At 71.6% G+C, this 16,629-nt stretch carries 11 protein-coding genes; 2 read left to right on the top strand and 9 right to left on the bottom strand.

Annotated features, from left to right (window positions below):
• Window positions 1-40 precede the first annotated feature (40 nt).
• The 4 genes from ACFYNU_RS28100 to ACFYNU_RS28085 form a co-directional block, all read right to left on the bottom strand.
• Window positions 41-1,480 (bottom strand): NAD(P)/FAD-dependent oxidoreductase, encoded by a 1,440-nt coding sequence (locus tag ACFYNU_RS28100; RefSeq protein WP_356594916.1) that lies wholly within the window; start codon window positions 1,478-1,480, stop codon window positions 41-43.
• 87 nt (window positions 1,481-1,567) lie between these two features.
• A complete protein-coding gene (locus ACFYNU_RS28095; RefSeq protein ID WP_356594914.1) occupies window positions 1,568-3,172 on the bottom strand; it encodes a class I adenylate-forming enzyme family protein in 1,605 nt (534 codons plus the stop codon).
• A 68-nt stretch (window positions 3,173-3,240) separates the two neighbouring features.
• A complete protein-coding gene (locus tag ACFYNU_RS28090) occupies window positions 3,241-4,365 on the bottom strand; it encodes a UbiA family prenyltransferase (protein ID WP_356594912.1) in 1,125 nt (374 codons plus the stop codon).
• 143 nt (window positions 4,366-4,508) lie between these two features.
• Window positions 4,509-5,873: an FAD-dependent oxidoreductase gene (locus ACFYNU_RS28085; RefSeq protein WP_356594910.1), complete on the bottom strand. Its 1,365-nt coding sequence runs from the start codon at window positions 5,871-5,873 to the stop codon at window positions 4,509-4,511.
• 331 nt (window positions 5,874-6,204) lie between these two features.
• Here ACFYNU_RS28085 and ACFYNU_RS28080 point away from each other — a divergent pair, with 331 nt between their 5' ends.
• On the top strand, window positions 6,205-8,466 hold the full coding sequence (locus tag ACFYNU_RS28080) for an MMPL family transporter (RefSeq protein WP_356594908.1): 2,262 nt from the start codon (window positions 6,205-6,207) through the stop codon (window positions 8,464-8,466).
• Between the two features lie 198 nt (window positions 8,467-8,664).
• Here ACFYNU_RS28080 and ACFYNU_RS28075 read toward each other — a convergent pair whose 3' ends face one another.
• Window positions 8,665-10,638, bottom strand: a complete 1,974-nt coding sequence (locus ACFYNU_RS28075) for a BTAD domain-containing putative transcriptional regulator (protein ID WP_356594906.1) — start codon at window positions 10,636-10,638, stop codon at window positions 8,665-8,667.
• A 502-nt stretch (window positions 10,639-11,140) separates the two neighbouring features.
• Complete coding sequence (locus ACFYNU_RS28070; RefSeq protein ID WP_356594904.1) at window positions 11,141-11,500, bottom strand: DoxX family protein; 360 nt, start codon at window positions 11,498-11,500, stop codon at window positions 11,141-11,143.
• Window positions 11,501-11,658: 158 nt separating this feature from the next.
• Here ACFYNU_RS28070 and ACFYNU_RS28065 point away from each other — a divergent pair, with 158 nt between their 5' ends.
• Window positions 11,659-12,129 (top strand): hypothetical protein, encoded by a 471-nt coding sequence (locus tag ACFYNU_RS28065; RefSeq protein WP_356594902.1) that lies wholly within the window; start codon window positions 11,659-11,661, stop codon window positions 12,127-12,129.
• A 30-nt stretch (window positions 12,130-12,159) separates the two neighbouring features.
• Here ACFYNU_RS28065 and ACFYNU_RS28060 read toward each other — a convergent pair whose 3' ends face one another.
• The 3 genes from ACFYNU_RS28060 to ACFYNU_RS28050 form a co-directional block, all read right to left on the bottom strand.
• A complete protein-coding gene (locus ACFYNU_RS28060) occupies window positions 12,160-12,948 on the bottom strand; it encodes a hypothetical protein (protein WP_356594900.1) in 789 nt (262 codons plus the stop codon).
• Window positions 12,949-13,023: 75 nt separating this feature from the next.
• Window positions 13,024-14,418 (bottom strand): serine/threonine-protein kinase, encoded by a 1,395-nt coding sequence (locus ACFYNU_RS28055; RefSeq protein ID WP_356594898.1) that lies wholly within the window; start codon window positions 14,416-14,418, stop codon window positions 13,024-13,026.
• Complete coding sequence (locus ACFYNU_RS28050; RefSeq protein WP_388767535.1) at window positions 14,405-16,624, bottom strand: PQQ-binding-like beta-propeller repeat protein; 2,220 nt, start codon at window positions 16,622-16,624, stop codon at window positions 14,405-14,407. The genes ACFYNU_RS28055 and ACFYNU_RS28050 overlap by 14 nt, the downstream gene beginning before the upstream one ends.
• Window positions 16,625-16,629: the final 5 nt, after the last annotated feature.

The raw sequence follows: 16,629 nt of genomic DNA, 5'->3' as shown, positions 1-16,629 counted from the left end.
GGAGTTCGGCGGGCCGGGCGGCTGTCCGTCAGCAGGTGACTCAGGCGCGTGCGGTCCGCACCCGCCCTTCCTCGACGGCGGGACTCCGCCGCGACAGGATCCGCTCCGCGGCCAACTCCCCCGCCTGCACGGCGGCTTCGCTCGTCGGACGCTGGAAGACCCAGTCCCCGGCGAACTCGACCGCCCGCGAGGGCCGGTCCAGGAACGCACCCTGGAGCCGCAGCGCGTCCGGGGTGGCCTCCGGGGCCGCGTACGGGAAGCGGTGCACGTACGCCTTGCTCAGCGCCGAACGCAGCTCGGGCACATACGTCGTGGCCCGCGCCAGCAGCGCCTCCACGACCTCCTCGTCGGGCCGGTCCATCAGCTCGTCGGTGGCGCGTGCCGCCGACAGCATGCTGACCAGTCCCTGACCGCGCGGCGCCCGGTTCGCGGCCTTGAAGTGCTCGAAGGTCAGGCCGGCCAGATAGCCGTCCTCCTTCTCCGGGATGAGCAGCGCGTAGACCTTCTTCGTACCGCGCGACTGGCGGACCGCCAGGGGCCGGTCGACCAGACAGGTCACCCGGATCATCCGGGAGTACGACGTGGCGTCCAGGAAGGGGAGTTCGACGGCGGGCGCCGAGGGATACATCTTCCTGGCCACCGGCGCCGGCACCGCGAGTACGGCCTCCCGGGCCGTCACCACCCGGCCGTCGGTGAAGACCAGCCGTACGCCCCCCTCGGGCCTCTCGGTGACCTCCTGGACGGCTCTGCCGGTGTGCACGGTCAGCCGGTCCGCGACCTTCCGGGCGAGAGAGTCCATCCCGTCGCGGTAGGTGCGCCAGCCGTGCAGCCCGCGCGTGGCGACCATCGTGGCGACCAGCGGCGCGACGCACGAGCGCCGGGTGTCCCAGGCCCAGCCGGTGCTCGCGGCCGGCTGGAGCAGATAGTCGTGCAGGTCCGGGTGTTTGCCGTCGACAAACTCGGCGACCGTACGCAGACCCAGCGGGCTCTCCCCCGGCCGCCGCGTGCTGACCTTGCCCAGCGCCGGCAGCAGCCCGCCCAGCATCCCGGTCATCGCCATCCGGCCGCCGACCGACAGACCGGCGCCGGTGAGGGTCCCCACCCAGTGCCCGCTGCCCGCGTGCGCCTTGCCGCCGCGCCAGACGCCCGCCAGGCTGCCGACCTTGAGCACCCCGCCGTCCCGGTCGAGGCCGACGTCCTTGATCAGCCGCCAGGTGGCCGGGTAGCCGTGCGAGGCCAGGGTCTCGGTGCCCGTCTCGACCAGCCAGCCGTCCTCCTTCCGCGCCCGCATCCGGCCGCCGATGTCGCTGTCGGCCTCGAAGACCTCCGGCGCGCGGCCGGCCTCCTTCAGCCGGTACGCGGCGGTGAGACCGGCGATACCGCCCCCGACGACGGCCACATCGACGTGCGTGCCCGGCTCCGTGCTCGTGCCCGTCTCTGTGCTCGTTTCCGAATCCGTCCGCGAGTTCGTGTCTGCCATGGCTGGTGCGCTCCCTTCTCCGCGTATCTCCACGTATCTCCGCGTGTCTCCGCCGTGTCTCCGCGTGTCTCCGAGGCCCGACCGGACCTACGTCCAGCGCCCCGTCCCGTACGTCTCCTCGCCCAGCAGCCGCTCGCGCAGCTCGACCCGCCGCACCTTGCCCGTGCTCGTACGCGGGATCTCCTCCAGCGGCAGCACCCGTGGCGCGCCCAGCGCCGGCAGGTCCGCGGTCGCGCGCCGCCATTCGTCCTCGTCCAGCGAACCGTCCCGCGTGCACACGACGGGCAGCGGCAGCTGCCCCGGGATGCCGATCACCGCGGCCTCCAGCAACTGCGGGAGCCGGTCGGCCAGTACGTCCTCCAGCTCGATGCAGCTCATCCCCGGGATCACGTCCACCTCCCGGTCCAGCAGCCGGAAGGCCCCGGCGGCGGTGCGCAGGCCGTAGTCACCGGTGTTCCACCACTTGCCGCGCGCCTTGTCGTTCCAGCGCCGCTGCTCGCCGAGGTAGCCGATGCAGCGGCCGTCGGTACGGGTGAGGAGCACACCGGGCTTGCCGTTGGGGACCGGCTTCATCGTCGCCGGGTCCACCACCTTCATCCCGGTGAAGCCGGGGATCGGGCGGCCGACGTCGCGCGTGGTGGGGTGCCGGTCGCCCTTGGCGGCGAGCGCCCGGCGGGTGAGCAGCCGGAAGGTCATGGGGCCGGTCTCGGACTGGCCCCAGCCCTGGAGCCAGGCCGGGAAGCGCCGCTTGCTCGCGTGCAGGAAGCGGCGGACCGTGGGCGGGTGGATGGCGTCGAAGGTGCTCACGTAGAGCCGTACGTCCCCGTACAACTCCGGCCGCTTCTCGGCCAGTTCCTGCCAGCCGATGTACGTGGCGGGCAGCGCCTCCAGATAGGTCGGCCGGCGCGTCGCGAACATCCGCTCGGCGGTGGCCGGTTGGGCGTCGGCGAGCAGCAGGGCGTTCTTGGGCTCCAGCTTCAGCGTGCCGGTGCTCCAGGTGATCATCCGCATGTGGTTGAAGGGGGTCGCGGTGGCCACCGTGTCGGAGCGCTTCATGGCGACGATCGGGAAGCGCAGCGACTCGGTGCGGCCGAGATGCCCGAGGACGGTGTCGACGGAGTGCACCACCAGCTTGGGGACCCCGGTGGTGCCGGAGGTGTGGGTGGCGACCATGGGTTCGTAACTGGCCGTACGGAACACCTTGGGCGTACGCGCCCCGCGCAGGTCGTCCAGCGAGACGGTGCCGGGGAGCGCGGCGCCGACGGTCACCGTGCGCGGGACGAGGGACTTCAGGTCCACGCCCTGCTCGTCGGCGGAGGTGAGGATGTCGGCGGTGGTGACGAGCAACTGCGCGTCGGCGCGCTTGAGTACGGTGCCGAGCGTCTGGGCCGGGAGGCTGCCCGCGACCAGCACGGGCAGGCCGCCGAAGCGGGCGGTGGCGCAGGCCAGCAGCAGATAGTCCCAGTGGTTGTCCTTGGCGATGGCGACCCGGTCGCCGGGGCGCGCCCCCGCCGCGTACAGCAGGCCGGCGGTCTCCTGGACGATCTCGGCGAGACCGGCGACGCTGAACTCGGCGCCGGCGCCGGGCGCGATGTCGAAGGGGCGGCTGAGATGGAACCGGGTGGTGCGGCCCGCCTGCGCGTGTTCGTCGAAGAGCAGGCCGAGTCCGGTCGGTTTGTTCTTGGTAGCCATGTCTGTTTGTCCTGTCCGGAGTTCGGGCCGCGGGCGCCGCTCGATCGCGGGGCCGGGGCCGTCGCCCCTCAGCTCGCGAAGTGGATGAGGTTGGCCAGGACGATGCCGGCGACGCCCGTCCGGAACGCCACCACTCCTCGCCTGCGGGCCAGCAGCGCGTCACCGTTACGGCTGAAGGAGGTGAACTGGCGCAGCCGCAGCGCCATTTCGGGCAACAGGGCGGCGAAGAACCACCACGGTGCCCAGCCGACGGCCGATGCTCCGACGGTCAGCAGCAGGTCGGCGGCGGAGAGCGCGCCGATGAAGATGAGATTGCCGCGTGCGGAGGCGTGCACCGCGACCGTGCTGCGGCCGACGGCCGCGTCCCCGCTGATGTCCTTGGTGTTGGAGTAGCAGGAGACAAGAATCTGCCACAGCCCGAAGAGCACGGCCTGCACGAGGACGGTGGCGGGCAGGTGCCCGGTCACGAAGCCGTACGGCGCGACGACGATGACCAACGGGCAGCCCATTATGAGGACTTCACCGAGGCCGCGGTAGCTGAGCTTGAGCCCCCAGGAGTACTGGAACCCGGCGAACAGCACCAGCCCGGTCACCACCAGCGCCCACAGGGGCCGCTCGGGCGCCGCGACGGCAGCCGCCGTCCAGAAGACCGCGCCCCAGACCAGACTCAGATACCCGAACCGGGTGGCCTGCGGCACCGTCAGCGCCCCGGTCAGCAGGGGCTTGCGCTCCAGGGGCCGCAACGGGGTGCCGCCGGTACCGAGGTAGTTGGCGCGGTCGCTGCCGTCCTTGATGCCGTTGACGTCGTCGAGGGCCATGACGGCGGAGATGACGCCGACCTCGCCGAGGAGGAAGAGCAGGAGCGTACTGAGCGTGTCGGGCGCGAACCGCACGCTCCCGGCGAGCGCGGTCCACAGCACGACCATGCTGAGGTAGTAGTCGAGGACGAACTCGAACTTGGCAAGCCGCGCGTACGCGACGAGCCGCCCCCGGACCCCGGCGGCGGGCATGCCGGCCCCCGTGCCGGGAGCACCCGCCGAACCGGCCCCGGCCCCGGCCCCACCCGCCGGGGCGCCGACCGCCCCGGCCACGTCGGCGGTGGGACGCGCGGCGCGCGACACACCGCTCCGGGCATCGACGGCACCGGCGGCACCGGCGGCACCGACAACGCCCGCGCCTGACGTACGCGTCACGGACGTGGCACCCAGGCGCGTGCCACCGACCGCGCCGGACCCCGACCCCGCGCCGGACCCCGACCCCGCGCCGGACCGCGAACCCGCGCCGGACGGCGAACCCGTATCCATGGCTTCCCCTCTCCCTTCCGCCCTCGCCCCCGTCAGCCGGCCGTCGTCAGCTTTCCGGCCGCCGCCGTCAGCTTCTCGGCCGCCCGGATGCCCGAGAGCATCGCCGCCTCCGAGATCGGCGCGGTGAAGTAGTCGCCCGCGAAGACCACCGGCGCGTGCTGGAGTCCGATGACCCGCGCGGACATCCGGTAGCGGCCCGGTGCCGGCAGCGGCATCGCGTGGGGGCGTACGGCGATCTCGAACGGCTCCGCGTCCGCCGGGAAGTCCGGCCACAACTTGGTGACCAGCCGGGTCGTCTCCGCGTACTGCTCCTCCGGCGTCATCGCGAGCAGCCGCCGTGTCTCGGCGCGGCCCGGGTAGACGAACGCCAGGTGCTTGTCGACGGACCGCCCCTGCGCGTCCTTGACCTTGCGCGGGAAGGTGATGATCGTCTTCACCGGCGGGTCGTCCGCACCCGCCGCCACGATGTGCGCCTCGGACGGCATGCTGCTGAAGTCGACCAGGTACGACACCGACAGCGCCGGCTCGTACACCTGCGTCTCCAGGAACTCGCGGGTGTCACGGCCCACGATGTCGTTCGGCAGCGCGGCCGTCAGCTTCGCCGCGACCGGTGCCGTCGTGGCGACCACGACGTCGTCGAAGACCTCGGCGTGGCTCTCCCCGTCCGCCGACCGCGCGGTGATGTGCACCCGGCCGTCCGTCACCTGGAGGTCGGTGACCTCGTGTTCGAGCCGGATGTCGGCGCCCTCGGCGTTGCGCTCGGCGATGACCTCCATGCCGTTGCGGAAGACGTAGAACTTCGCGCCGGCGACCTGCGCCTGCATCGCCCGTACGTGGGCGGCGGACACGTCCTCGCAGCGCCACAGCCAGAACGACTCGATCTCGGGCCGCAGCAGATTGTCGAAGCCGCGCTGCGACAGGCTCTTGCGCGCGTACTCCGCCGCCGTCGTGCCGTCGTCGAACGGCGCGAGTTTGACCGGGTCGAAGATGTCGAGCTGCTTGCGCTTGAGGGTCTCCTTCATCGTCCCGGTGAGGAAGCCGATCCGGTCCCGGAGGCCCACGTGCTTGTACGTGAGGAGGCTGCGCAGCGAGTCGGAGAGCAGCTCGGCGGGCTGGCCCTTGTCCACGACGATGACGTTGTTGGACATCTCGACGAGCTGGTCCTCAAGCCCGTACTCGCGAATTCGCTCGAACATCAGCTTGTAAAAGCTGGTGAACCAGAGGTTGATGCCGACGGTGGGCTCGATCTCCGGACGGTGCCACGAACGGGCCCTGCCGCCGAGTCCGGCCGCCGCCTCGAAAATGACCACCTCGCGGCCCGCTTTGATCAGCTCTTTGGCGGCGGCGCAGCCGGCCATGCCTCCGCCGATGACAGCGGTCCTCTCACGCTGGCTCATTCGCTTTCCCCTCCAGGGAATGTCTCGGATCGCCCTCGACTGTTGTCGCCTGTTGTCCGCCGCAATTTAGGAGGGGGAAGCGGCCGTTCGATATAGCAGTCATCCAGGAAATGACCCGCACACACCTGTCATTGTGCGTACTCACGCGCCGGGGGACCGTAGTCGGGGAGCATGCTGCCCAACTGCCCCCCGCAGGTGGCGGAAGCTCAACTTCCGGCTGCTCGCGGCGGGTTGTCATTGCCAGTGGGCTCGCGCGCTCCCTACCTTGATCGTGTGAACGGGATCGACACGCCGCCCCCAGATACGGCGTTCCCCCTCGAAAGGTTGCCGAATGTTCGCCTCACTGGCCAGATTCACCACACACCGCAGCAAGCTGGTCCTCTATCTCTCCGGTGTGCTCCTGGTGCTCGCGGGAGCGCTGGGCGGTGGCGTGATTTCGACTCTCTCCGCCGGTGGATTCACCGACAGTTCCACGGAATCCGCGCGGACGGCCGAGGTTCTTGATGGCCGGTTCGGTTCGGGTGCCCCCAATCTGACCCTGCTGGTCTCGGACGAGCGGGGTGTCGACGACCCGGCGGTCGGCGCGGCCGGTGCCCGCCTCACCGAGCGCATCGGGGCCGAGGAGGGGGTCGAACAGGCCCTGTCCTACTGGACGTTGGGCAAGGCCCCGGCCCTGCGCGGCGAGGGCGGCGACAGCGCCATGATCCTGGTGCGGATCACCGGCGACGAGGACCAGGTGCAGAAGACGCTGGAGCGGATCCAGCCGGAGTACGACGGCAAGGTCGAGGGCCTTGAGACGCGCGTGGGCGGTATCGCCGTCGCGAACAAGGAGATCACGGACACCACGTCCGAGGACCTCCTGCTGATCGAGATGGTCACCTTCCCGGTGCTGCTCGTCGTGATGCTGTTCGTCTTCCGCGGCGTGGTGGCCGCCCTGGTGCCGCTGGCCGTCGCCGGACTGACCATCGTGTCCGTCCTGCTGACGCTCCGTATCCTCACCCTGTTCACCGACGTCTCGGTACTCGCCACCAACGTCGCGACCGGCCTGGGCCTAGGGCTGGCGATCGACTACGGCCTGATCCTCCTCAAGCGGTACCGGGAGGAGCTGCACGGCGGCGCGGACACGGACACGGCGATCGCGACCGCGCTGCGCACCGCGGGCCGTACCGTCCTGTTCTCGTCCGTGACGGTCGCCCTGGCGCTCGCGGGTCTGCTGGTCTTCCCGTTCTACTTCCTGCGCTCGTTCGCGTACGCGGGCATCCCCACCGCCCTGCTGGCGGCGCTCGTCTCCATCACCTTCCTGCCCGCGCTGCTCAAGGCGCTGGGCCCGCGCATCGACAAGGGCCGCATCCTGGGCCGCGGCAAGGAGGAGAAGCCGCCGAAGCCGGAGACGGAGCGCTTCTGGTATCGCCTCGCCACCAAGGTCATGCGCTTCCCCATCCCGGTCGCGGTCGCCGTGATCGGGCTGCTGCTCTTCCTCGGCTCGCCGTTCCTGTCCCTGCACATGAGCCTCGCCGACGACCGCGTACTGCCCGCCGACACCCAGTCGCGGCAGATCAGCGACATCATCCGGGAGGACTTCAGCGCCCAGGAGTCGCAGGCGCTGAACGTGGTGCTGAACGACACCCCGCCGACCGGTGAGCGTTCCATCGACGCGTACGTGGCGAAGCTCTCCACGCTCGGCAACGTGGCGCGCGTCGACAGCGAGGCCGGTTCCTTCGCGGCCGGCGAGCAGGTCGCCCCGCCCGGACCGGGCTCGGAGCGCTTCAGCGCGGACAACAGCACCTATCTCTCGGTCATCCCCAAGAGCGAGTCGCTCAGCGAGGAGGGCGAGAAGCTGGTCAAGGACATCCGCACGACCGAGGCGCCGTACGACATCCAGGTCGGCGGCCCGGCGGCGGAGCTGGTGGACTCGCTGGACTCCATGTACGACAAGCTGCCGGCGGCGCTCGCGATCATCGGTGTCACGACGTTCGTCCTGCTGTTCCTGTTCACCGGGTCGCTGGTGCTGCCGCTGAAGGCCCTGGTCCTCAACTGCCTCAGCCTCAGCGCCACGTTCGGTGTGCTGGTGTGGGGCTTCCAGGACGGCCATCTGGAGGGAATCGTCGGCGACTTCGTGGTCACCGACACCATCACGTGGACCGTGCCGGTGCTGCTGTTCTGCATCGCGTTCGGCATGTCGATGGACTACGAGGTGTTCCTGCTCTCCCGGATCAAGGAGGAGTGGGACCGGTCGGGGGACAACCAACTGGCCGTGGCACGCGGGCTGGAGCGCACCGGCGCGATGGTCACCGCCGCCGCCGGACTGATCGCGATCGTGTGGCTGGGCTTCATCCTGTCCGGGATCTCGTACCTGAAGTCCATCGGTCTGGGACTGGCCGTCGCGGTGCTGATGGACGCCACGCTGGTACGAGGCGCGCTGGTGCCCGCCTTCATGCGCCTCGCGGGGCGCGCCAACTGGTGGGCGCCGGCGCCGCTGGCGCGCTTCCACAAGAAGTTCGGGCTGCGTGAGGCGCCGGACGAGGTGGCGCAGGAGACGGCACGCGACAACAAGGCGGGCGACGACAAGGCGACGAAGGAGAGCGTGCACTGACGTCGCACCACCTGTGACGGCTGTGGCCCGGCCCCCCGCGCGTGACGCGCGGGGAGTCGGGCCACAGCCTTGCCGGAGGGGGATTGTCCCGTCGACACCGGCCTGTCGGCGTCAGTCGCGCCGACGCGTCGGTCCTGCCGACGTCACTCCGGGGGCGTCACCCGCCGGTGTCACCCCACCGACGTCACCCCACCGACGTCACCCCGTCGTGGAGAGTACGGAGGTGAAGCACGGCACCGCCGCCTGCCCGGCCCGCAGCGGCGTGCCCGACATCAGCCGCAGCTCCGCGACCGCCATGTCCCGGGACCGCGTGTGCGTCTGGGCGACGAGACGGATCAGCTCGGGGATGCGGTAGACCGTCGCGGTGCCCGGCGCGGATTCGGCGATCTCCACCACATGGTGGTCCAGGAGCCGGCCCACCAGGAGTTCGGCGGCCCACGTGTCCATCGCCAGGGTGCGCGCCGCGCGCGGGATGTCGAACGGCGCGGCTCCCGCGCCGGCCAGGCAGGCCAGCGCCTGGCTGTCCGGCTCGGCGAGCCGGGCGCACGCGCCCGCCAGCCGGCCGAGCACATCGAGGGAGCCGCTGCCCAGCTCCGCCAGCCGGTGGTGTTCCGGGGCCAGCCGGGCGGCCAGCTCGGTGACGGACCACATCCGGCGCGCCGCCAGCTTCTCGCCGACCGCGCGTACGCCCAGGGCGAGGTTGCCGGTCAGACGCACCGTCTGCCGGGCGGCGGCGACGTCCGCGCCGACGCGGTCGGCCCCGGTGAGCGAGGCCAGCAGTTCCACGGCGTCGTCCGTCTCCATCGGCCCCAGCTCGACGTTGGCCGCGCCGGGCAGGCCCGGCAGCCGTACGCGCGAGGTGACCAGCACGGCGCTCAGCGAGCCGCCCGGCAGTAAGGGCAGGACCTGCTCGGGGCCGTACGCGTCGTCCAGGACCAGGAGCAGACTCCGGTCCGCGCTCCAGCTGCGGAAGATCCGGGCCAACTCGTCGACCTGGTCGGGCAGTTCGTGCACCCGCATGCCGATGTCGCGCAGCAGGGAGCGCAGCGCGGCGGCGGGGTCGGTCGGCCGGTCGTTCTCGTCGTGGAGCCGTACGTGGAACTGGCCGTCCGCGAAGTGCTCGCGCAGCAGATGCGCGGCGCGGACGGTGACGGTGCTCTTGCCCGAGCCGGCGCCGCCGAGGACGGTGACGACCTGGGGCGCCGTCAAGAGTGGGTCGCTGCCCGACTTGGCGTGTGTGACGATACGGGCCAGCTCGGCCCGCCGCCCGACGAAGTCCGGTGTGTCGGAGGGGAGTTGGGCGATCACGGCGGTGAGCGCGGCGGGCGCGGCCGGTGCGGCGGGGGCCGCCTGCGCGTCGGCGGACCGTACGGCGGACGCCCGCCCCGGCGCCAGGTCCAGCGACGGCGCCTCGTTGAGTACGTCGCGCTGGAGGCGCTGGAGCCGGTGCGAGGGCTCGATACCCAGCTCGTCGACCAGGTCGCGGCGCAGCTGCCCGAAGGTCTCCAGCGCGGTGCCGCGCTGGCCGGACCGGTAGGCGGCGAGCATGAACTGGGCGGCGAACTCCTCGTTCAGCGGGTGATCGGCGGTGAGTTGGCGCAGCTCCCCCATCAGCCGGTGGTGCCGGCCGAGCCGTAGATCCGCCTCGACCCGCAACTCGACCGCGCCCAGCCGGGCATCCGCGAGCTGCGCGACACGGGCGGCCAGCGCCGGGCCGGTCTCGATGTCGGCGAACGCGTCACCGCGCCACAGGGCGAGTCCGGCGCGCAGCGTCCGGGCGGCGCTCTCGGCGTCGCCGTCGCCCAGATCGGCGCGCGCCCGCGCCAGATGCCGCTCGAACTGCCACAGGTCCAGCTCGTCGGGCGCGAGCCGGATCCGGTATCCGTTGGGACAGGTCTCGACGCGCTCCCCGATGCCGCCCACGCCGGTGCCCGCGCCGGCCCCCGCGCCGGCGCCCGCTGTCGTCGCCGCGGACTGCGGGGGCTTGCGGAGTTGGTACACGTACGTCTGGATGGTCTTACGGGCCAGCCGGGGCGGCTCACCGTCCCAGAGTTCGTCGATGAGGGTGGACGTCCGTACCTGCTCGTTGGCGTGGAGCAGCAGCGCGGCGAGCAGCCGCCGGGCCATCGGGGCGGACGGCGTACGGTCCTCCCCCTGCCCGCTGATCTCCATCGGCCCGAGGATCCGGACACGCAGCGGCCGGGGGCCCTGCGACTGGTCCGGAGCGTTGCCGTCTGTGGTGCTCTCCGGGTCGATGGTGTCCGAGTTGATACTGTCCGGGTGAGAACCGCCCGGGTTGGTGCCGGAACGGTACGTACCGGAATGGTGAGTGCTTTCGGTCGCCGAGTGCGTCAAGACCTGTCGTGTCCTTTCGGATCGTCTCTCCGGGACCGTGAAACGCTCAGCCGGAAACGACCGCCCACCTGCTGGTGATGGCGGCGGCTGCCACGCTCGTCATGCTTCCCCGTGCCCCGTTGATCTCTGCCTCCGCTGAACCCTTCACATGTGGCACCGAGCGGGAGCCCGGCCGATCAGGAGCGGAACTCGCGGGGCCACCGGCGTGAAGGTGAAGTGCTTTCTACAGTAGAGTTGTTGATGATCTCTGTTGCCAAACAGAGTGTCAACAGCCTTATAGGGCGGACGAGTTCCCTCCGGATATCCCCTCGCGCGGGCCCTACGGACCGAAGCTGTAGAGAGCGACCGCCACACAGATCGCAAGCATTCCGGCGGCGTTGAGGAACAAATTCCGGCCCAGGTCCCGTGCCCGGACATGTATGAAGACGGCGACCAGGAAATAGGCCACGAGCGCCCACACGGTGAGGCCGCCCAGCACGGGCACCCAGACCCCGATGATCAGCCCGGCCGCCGCGGCGAACTTCACGGGGGTCGTGATCCACCACCACCGCCGTGGAAATCCCACGCCCTCGAAACACTCGCGTACGAACCGGACGGGCCCGATACAGAGAATCCCGTCGCCGACCTGAATCAGCGCAAGGACAACCACGGGCCACACGGGATCGGGCAGGGCTCTCATCGGCCACCTTCCATCACCGGCCAAACGCCCTGCCAGGCCTGCGGGTTGTGCCTCGCTCGCCGACTCCCCCTGATCGGGGGAAGGCGATTCCTCACTGTCGGCCCGCTCGTTGGACCCCGTGGACGGGACGGACGGACGGCCACCACGGAGGAGCGACCATGAATCCGAATCCGAATCTGGAGCTGGAGCTGGAGCTGGAGCTGAATCTGGAGCGACGGCGACAACGACGGTTCGCGTACGCCGTCGCGGTGTGCCTGGCCGCGCTGTTGACGACAGGGTGCGACACGTCCGGCGACGGCAGCGACGACGCGCGGGATCCGAAGCCGTGCCCGCCGTCCGGGACGGCGAAGGATCTGAGCACCTGCGAGGATGGCGACTGCACGGTCGAGGTCCGGGAGGGGGACGTCATCCCGTTCGGGGAGGGCGTCCGGGCGCCGGATCTGTACATCGACGCGATCGGGCCGGCCGGGGTCGTCCTGAGGCTGGCCGGCGACGGCACGACATCGACGTTCTCGGCCCGGAGCCCCGACCGGGGCGCCGGTGTCTCCACGTACAACGGGACCGACTTCCGAGTCCTGGAGATCAAGGACGACACTGCCGTGCTCCGCATCAAGCCGAACGGACTCTGACGCCGACGGCGCGATGGCCCAGCACGGACGTCAGTCGCCGTCACCGAGCAGATGGAGATCCGTCCGCACGATCGTCGTGGTGACCAGGAGATCCATGATGAGGTTGTGGTTGAGCGCGTTCCCGACCGGCGGCGGGATCTCCCTCTCCATGAGTCCCGGGACGTTGTCCTTCTCGCTGAGCCGCCGCCGCACCAGGGCGACGATGTGCGCCGCCCGCTTCGGCCCCCACCGCTCATCCGGCCTCAACCGGCTCAGTTCGAAGGCCACTTGGGTCCAGGCCAGCGGTTGCGGCTGTGGCTCGTTGCTCAGGTAGCGGCGGGCGAGACAGACAAGGACCAGCTTCTCGGTGGGGCTCAGCGTCCGTACCCCCTGGTCGTACGTCGCGGCCTCGTGCGCCTCCCGCGCGTTCCCCGCTCCGGGTGTGGGCGCCGACGCGGCGATCCGTACCTCCAGCAGATGCTCCTGCCGGGGCGAGACGACGAACAGAGGCGTGTACCCGGCCGACAACTCCGCGTCGTCGCCGCCGAGCACCAGCCGTGACCCGGGCAGCCGGATCGGCAGCTTCCCCGTGTTGCGCACCATCCAGCGCGACGGCTCACGGACGATCAGCCCCTGCCGACGGCTGACGCGCGAGTCGCCCGCGCCGACGCAGACATGGACGTCGGGCTCGTTCCGCCCGAACAGCACCGGGAATTCGGCGTCCGCCGTGACGCGCATACCGCCGTTCGACCCGAGCACGAACAGCGTGCCCGGCAGGGCGGAGGGAACGGTACGGCTGAGGCTGCCCATGTCGGCCGGCAGCAGGCTGACCTTGCTCATCGGATTCACCGAACTCACCGAACTGACCGGTCTCACCATGGCGTGTGCCCTTCTTCACGAGGTCGGAGGCCGACGTTAGACGTCGTGGCCCGGGACGGATCCCGAGATCGCCGAACTGCCGCCCGTATCCACGTCGCAGGGGTAGAGGTTGGGGAAGTCGCGCATGGCGGGCAGGGGGTGTGTCTCGTCCGTGAGCTTGGAGCCGTCGCGGAGCACCCGGACCCGGACCTCGCCGGAGGGAAAGGTGAAGCGCAGCCGCCAGTCGACGCTTGCCTCGCCGCGCGGCACCTCGACGGTCTTACGCCAGGTCAGCGGCACGTTCTTGAGTGTGGTGAGCCGGCCGTTCACCCCGTAGGTGAGGGAGCTGAGGGGCCCGCTGCTGCCGGTGATGGAGAGTTCGAGTACGACGGGCTTCGCCGAGACCGAGGGTGTCGGCGACGGCGACGGCGAGGCCGAAGCGGCGGGCACGGCGTTCTCCGCGTCCCCCTTCGATTTCGCCCCGGACTCCCCCGCCCGCTCCTCCCCGTCCCGTTCCCCTTCCCCATCTCCGTCCCCGCTCCCGCTCCCGCTCGCGGCGAAGACGGCCGCACCCCCGGCCAGGATCACGGCGGCGGCGCCCCCGGCGAGCAGCCGGCGCCGCGCCAGCGGCCGGGGCAGGGGCACGGGCGGGTTGACGGTGGCGCCGGCCCGCGCGTCGATCGCGCCCAGCACCGCGGGCGGCAGCCAGGGGCTGTCCGTACGGTCCGGATACGACGTCAACGAGGCGATCCGCGCGGTCAGTTCGGCGGCGGTGGGCCGGGCGGCGGCGGCGCTCCGCAGACACTCCCGGATCAGCGGATCGAACGCTTCGTCGCCCCTCCCGCCCCGCGCGTACTCCAGGGTCGAGCCGAGCGAGTAGATGTCGCTGGGCGGACCGGCGGCGCCGGTCATCTGCTCCGGCGACATGAACCCCCGGGACCCCGCGGCCCCCGCAGCCGCCCCATTCATCGCCTTCATCGCGATACCGAAGTCGATGAGCCGCGGCCCGTCCACGGTCAGCAGTACATTGGCCGGCTTGATGTCCAGATGCGCGATCCCGGCGCGATGGATCGCGGCCAGCGCCTCCGCCAGCCCCGCCGCCAGGCGCCGTACGGAGTCGGCGGGCAGCGGACCGTACGTCTCCACCGCCTCCCGCAGCGACACCGACGGCAGGAACTCGGTCGCCAGCCAGGGCGTCGCGGCGTCGGTGTCCGCGCCGAGCACGGGCGGGCTGTGGGTGCCGCCCGCAGCCATGGCCGCCGCCACCTCGGCCCGGAACCGGGCCCGGTGGAGCGGCTCCTGGGCGAACTCGGCGTGCACCACCTTGACCGCCACCGCCCGGCCGCCCCTGGACCGGCCCAGATAGACGGTGGCCATGCCGCCCGCGCCGACGCGCGCCAGGATCCGGTACGGCCCGAGCGCTCGGGGGTCGGCGGGCTCAAGTGGTTCCACGGGTACCTCCGTCGGCCCGCTCCGGCGGGCTGAGTGCCTGTACGTACCCGCCCGAGGTGCCGAGCAGTACGAGCCCGGCGACGCCCAGCGCCCCCGAGGCGGAGTCGGAGGCCGAGCCGCCGCCGGCCGCCGACTCGTGACTCCACAGGACCCGGCCGTCGGCCACGTCCAGCGCGTACACGTTCCGGTCGGGCCCCTGGACGTAGAGGGTGTCGCCGGACAGACCGAGTGTCTCCGGCCTTCCGAACGAGCCTCCGGGGGTCGCCCGGCCCGGTGTGCGTGACCACACCTGTTTCCCGGTCTCCGCGCGGAGGGCGCGGACCCGGCCGTCGGCCTCGGACACGTACAGCATGCCGTTCCCCAACTGACGTACGGAACTGCGGTAGTCGATCTGCTGCCGCCAGGCGCCCCTGCCGTCGTCCGCGTGGACCGCGTACAGCGTTCCCAGGGTGTCACGTGCGATGACCATGCCGTCGCCGATGAGGGAGGACAGCGGTGACTCGGGCATCTCGTACGTCCACCGGACGCGTCCCCCGCGCGCGTCCACCCCGGTCAGTACGCCGTCGCCGCCCGCCACCACCAGCCCGGCGCCGGCGTTGACGGACATGCCGGTGGCGCGTGTCGTCCAGCGGTGCCGGCCGTTCTCGGCGTCCAGCGCCCGCAGTTCGTCGGAGACGGCCACGCACAGCACGGATCCGGTGGCGGCCGTCCCCCAGGGGAAGGACTGCACGCGGGACGTCCACCGTACGGCTCCGGACTCGGGGCGTACGGCACGGAGCACGTAGTCCGCGAGGCTGTCGCCGGGACGGGCGTCGAACAGATACACCCCGTGCGGACCGGTGGTGACCTGCGCCTCGGGACCGCTCTCGGAGACGGCGCGCGACCAGAGTTTCCGTCCCGTACGCGGATCGAGGGCATGTACGTCGCGCTGCCCCTCAAGCGCCGCCACGACGACATCGCCCGCGCGGTAGAGGTCCGGGAAGCGGGTGGCGTCGTCGAGGACCCTGGTCTTCCAGCGTACGACGGGGAGTCGGGGCGGCGGGGCCGGGCGGGGCGGCGACGCCGAAGGGGACGGCCGTGGCGCCGCCGATCCTGTGTCGCCCGTGCCCCGGATCATCTTCTCCAGGACCCCGACCACGGGCACAGCGGCCCCGGCGGCCACGGCTGCCATGGCGAGGAGCAGTGTGCGGCGCCGCCGGAAGAGACCGGGCGGCGGGGGCGGCTCCGTTACGGCTCCGAGTCCGCCGCCCGTGTCCTCGGTCGAATCGCCGGGCGCGACGTCGACGGGGACGGCCCTGTCGGCGAGAGGCCCGGTGGCGGTAGAGGTGGCGAGGGTGGCAACACTGCGGTCGATCGCCTCCGCCAGAGGCGCGGGCAGCCAGCCGGTGCCGTGCACGGAGGCGGCGGGTTCGCCGAGCCGGTCGAGCAACTCGGCTGCGGTGAGGCGCCGTTCGGGGTCGCGGCGGTGGCAGGCGGCCACCAGGGCGCGCATTCTGCGGTCGGTGACGCCGTCGAGGTCGGCGCGTGCCGAGCGGACGCGTTCCAGGGTGGCGGTGCGGTCGTCGGCGTCGAACGGTTCCCGTCCGGTCGCCGCGTACAGCAGCACCGTACCGAGCGCGAAGATGTCACCGGCCGGCCCGACGGCGCCACCGGACGCCTGCTCCGGCGACATGAACCCGGGTGTGCCGAGGAGGGAGCCGGGAACGGTGATCGCGGTGGCGTCCTCCGGCCGCGCGATCCCGAAGTCGATCACGCGCGGGCCCTTGGCGCTCAGGACGACGTTCCCCGGCTTCAGATCCCGGTGCGCCAGCCCGGCGCGATGGATCCCGACGAGCGCTTCGGCGAGGGCACCGGCGAGCAGCCGCAACGCGTCGGGCGGCAGAGCCCCGTACCGCGCGACCGCCTCCCGCAACGACAACCCCGGCAGAAACTCCATCACCAGCCATGGCACCCGTGCGTCGGGAGCGGCGTCCAGCAGCGGAGCGGTGAACGTCCCGTTCACGGTCCGGGCGGCGGCCACCTCACGCCGGAAACGGGCCCGGTAATGCGCGTCCCGCCCGAAGCGCTCCGCCACGACCTTGACGGCGACGACCCGCCCACCCGGCGACCGCCCCAGATAGACGACCCCCATCCCGCCGGCGCCGAGCCGACCGAGGAGCCGGTAGCCCCCCACACTTCGCGGATCAACGCCCCGCAGTGGCTGCACGACAG

Source organism: Streptomyces sp. NPDC006643 (assembly GCF_042870175.1).
Taxonomy (GTDB): domain Bacteria; phylum Actinomycetota; class Actinomycetes; order Streptomycetales; family Streptomycetaceae; genus Streptomyces.
The sequence above is the reverse complement of the archived record's forward strand: the minus strand, read 5'-3'. Positions and strand labels throughout refer to the sequence as shown.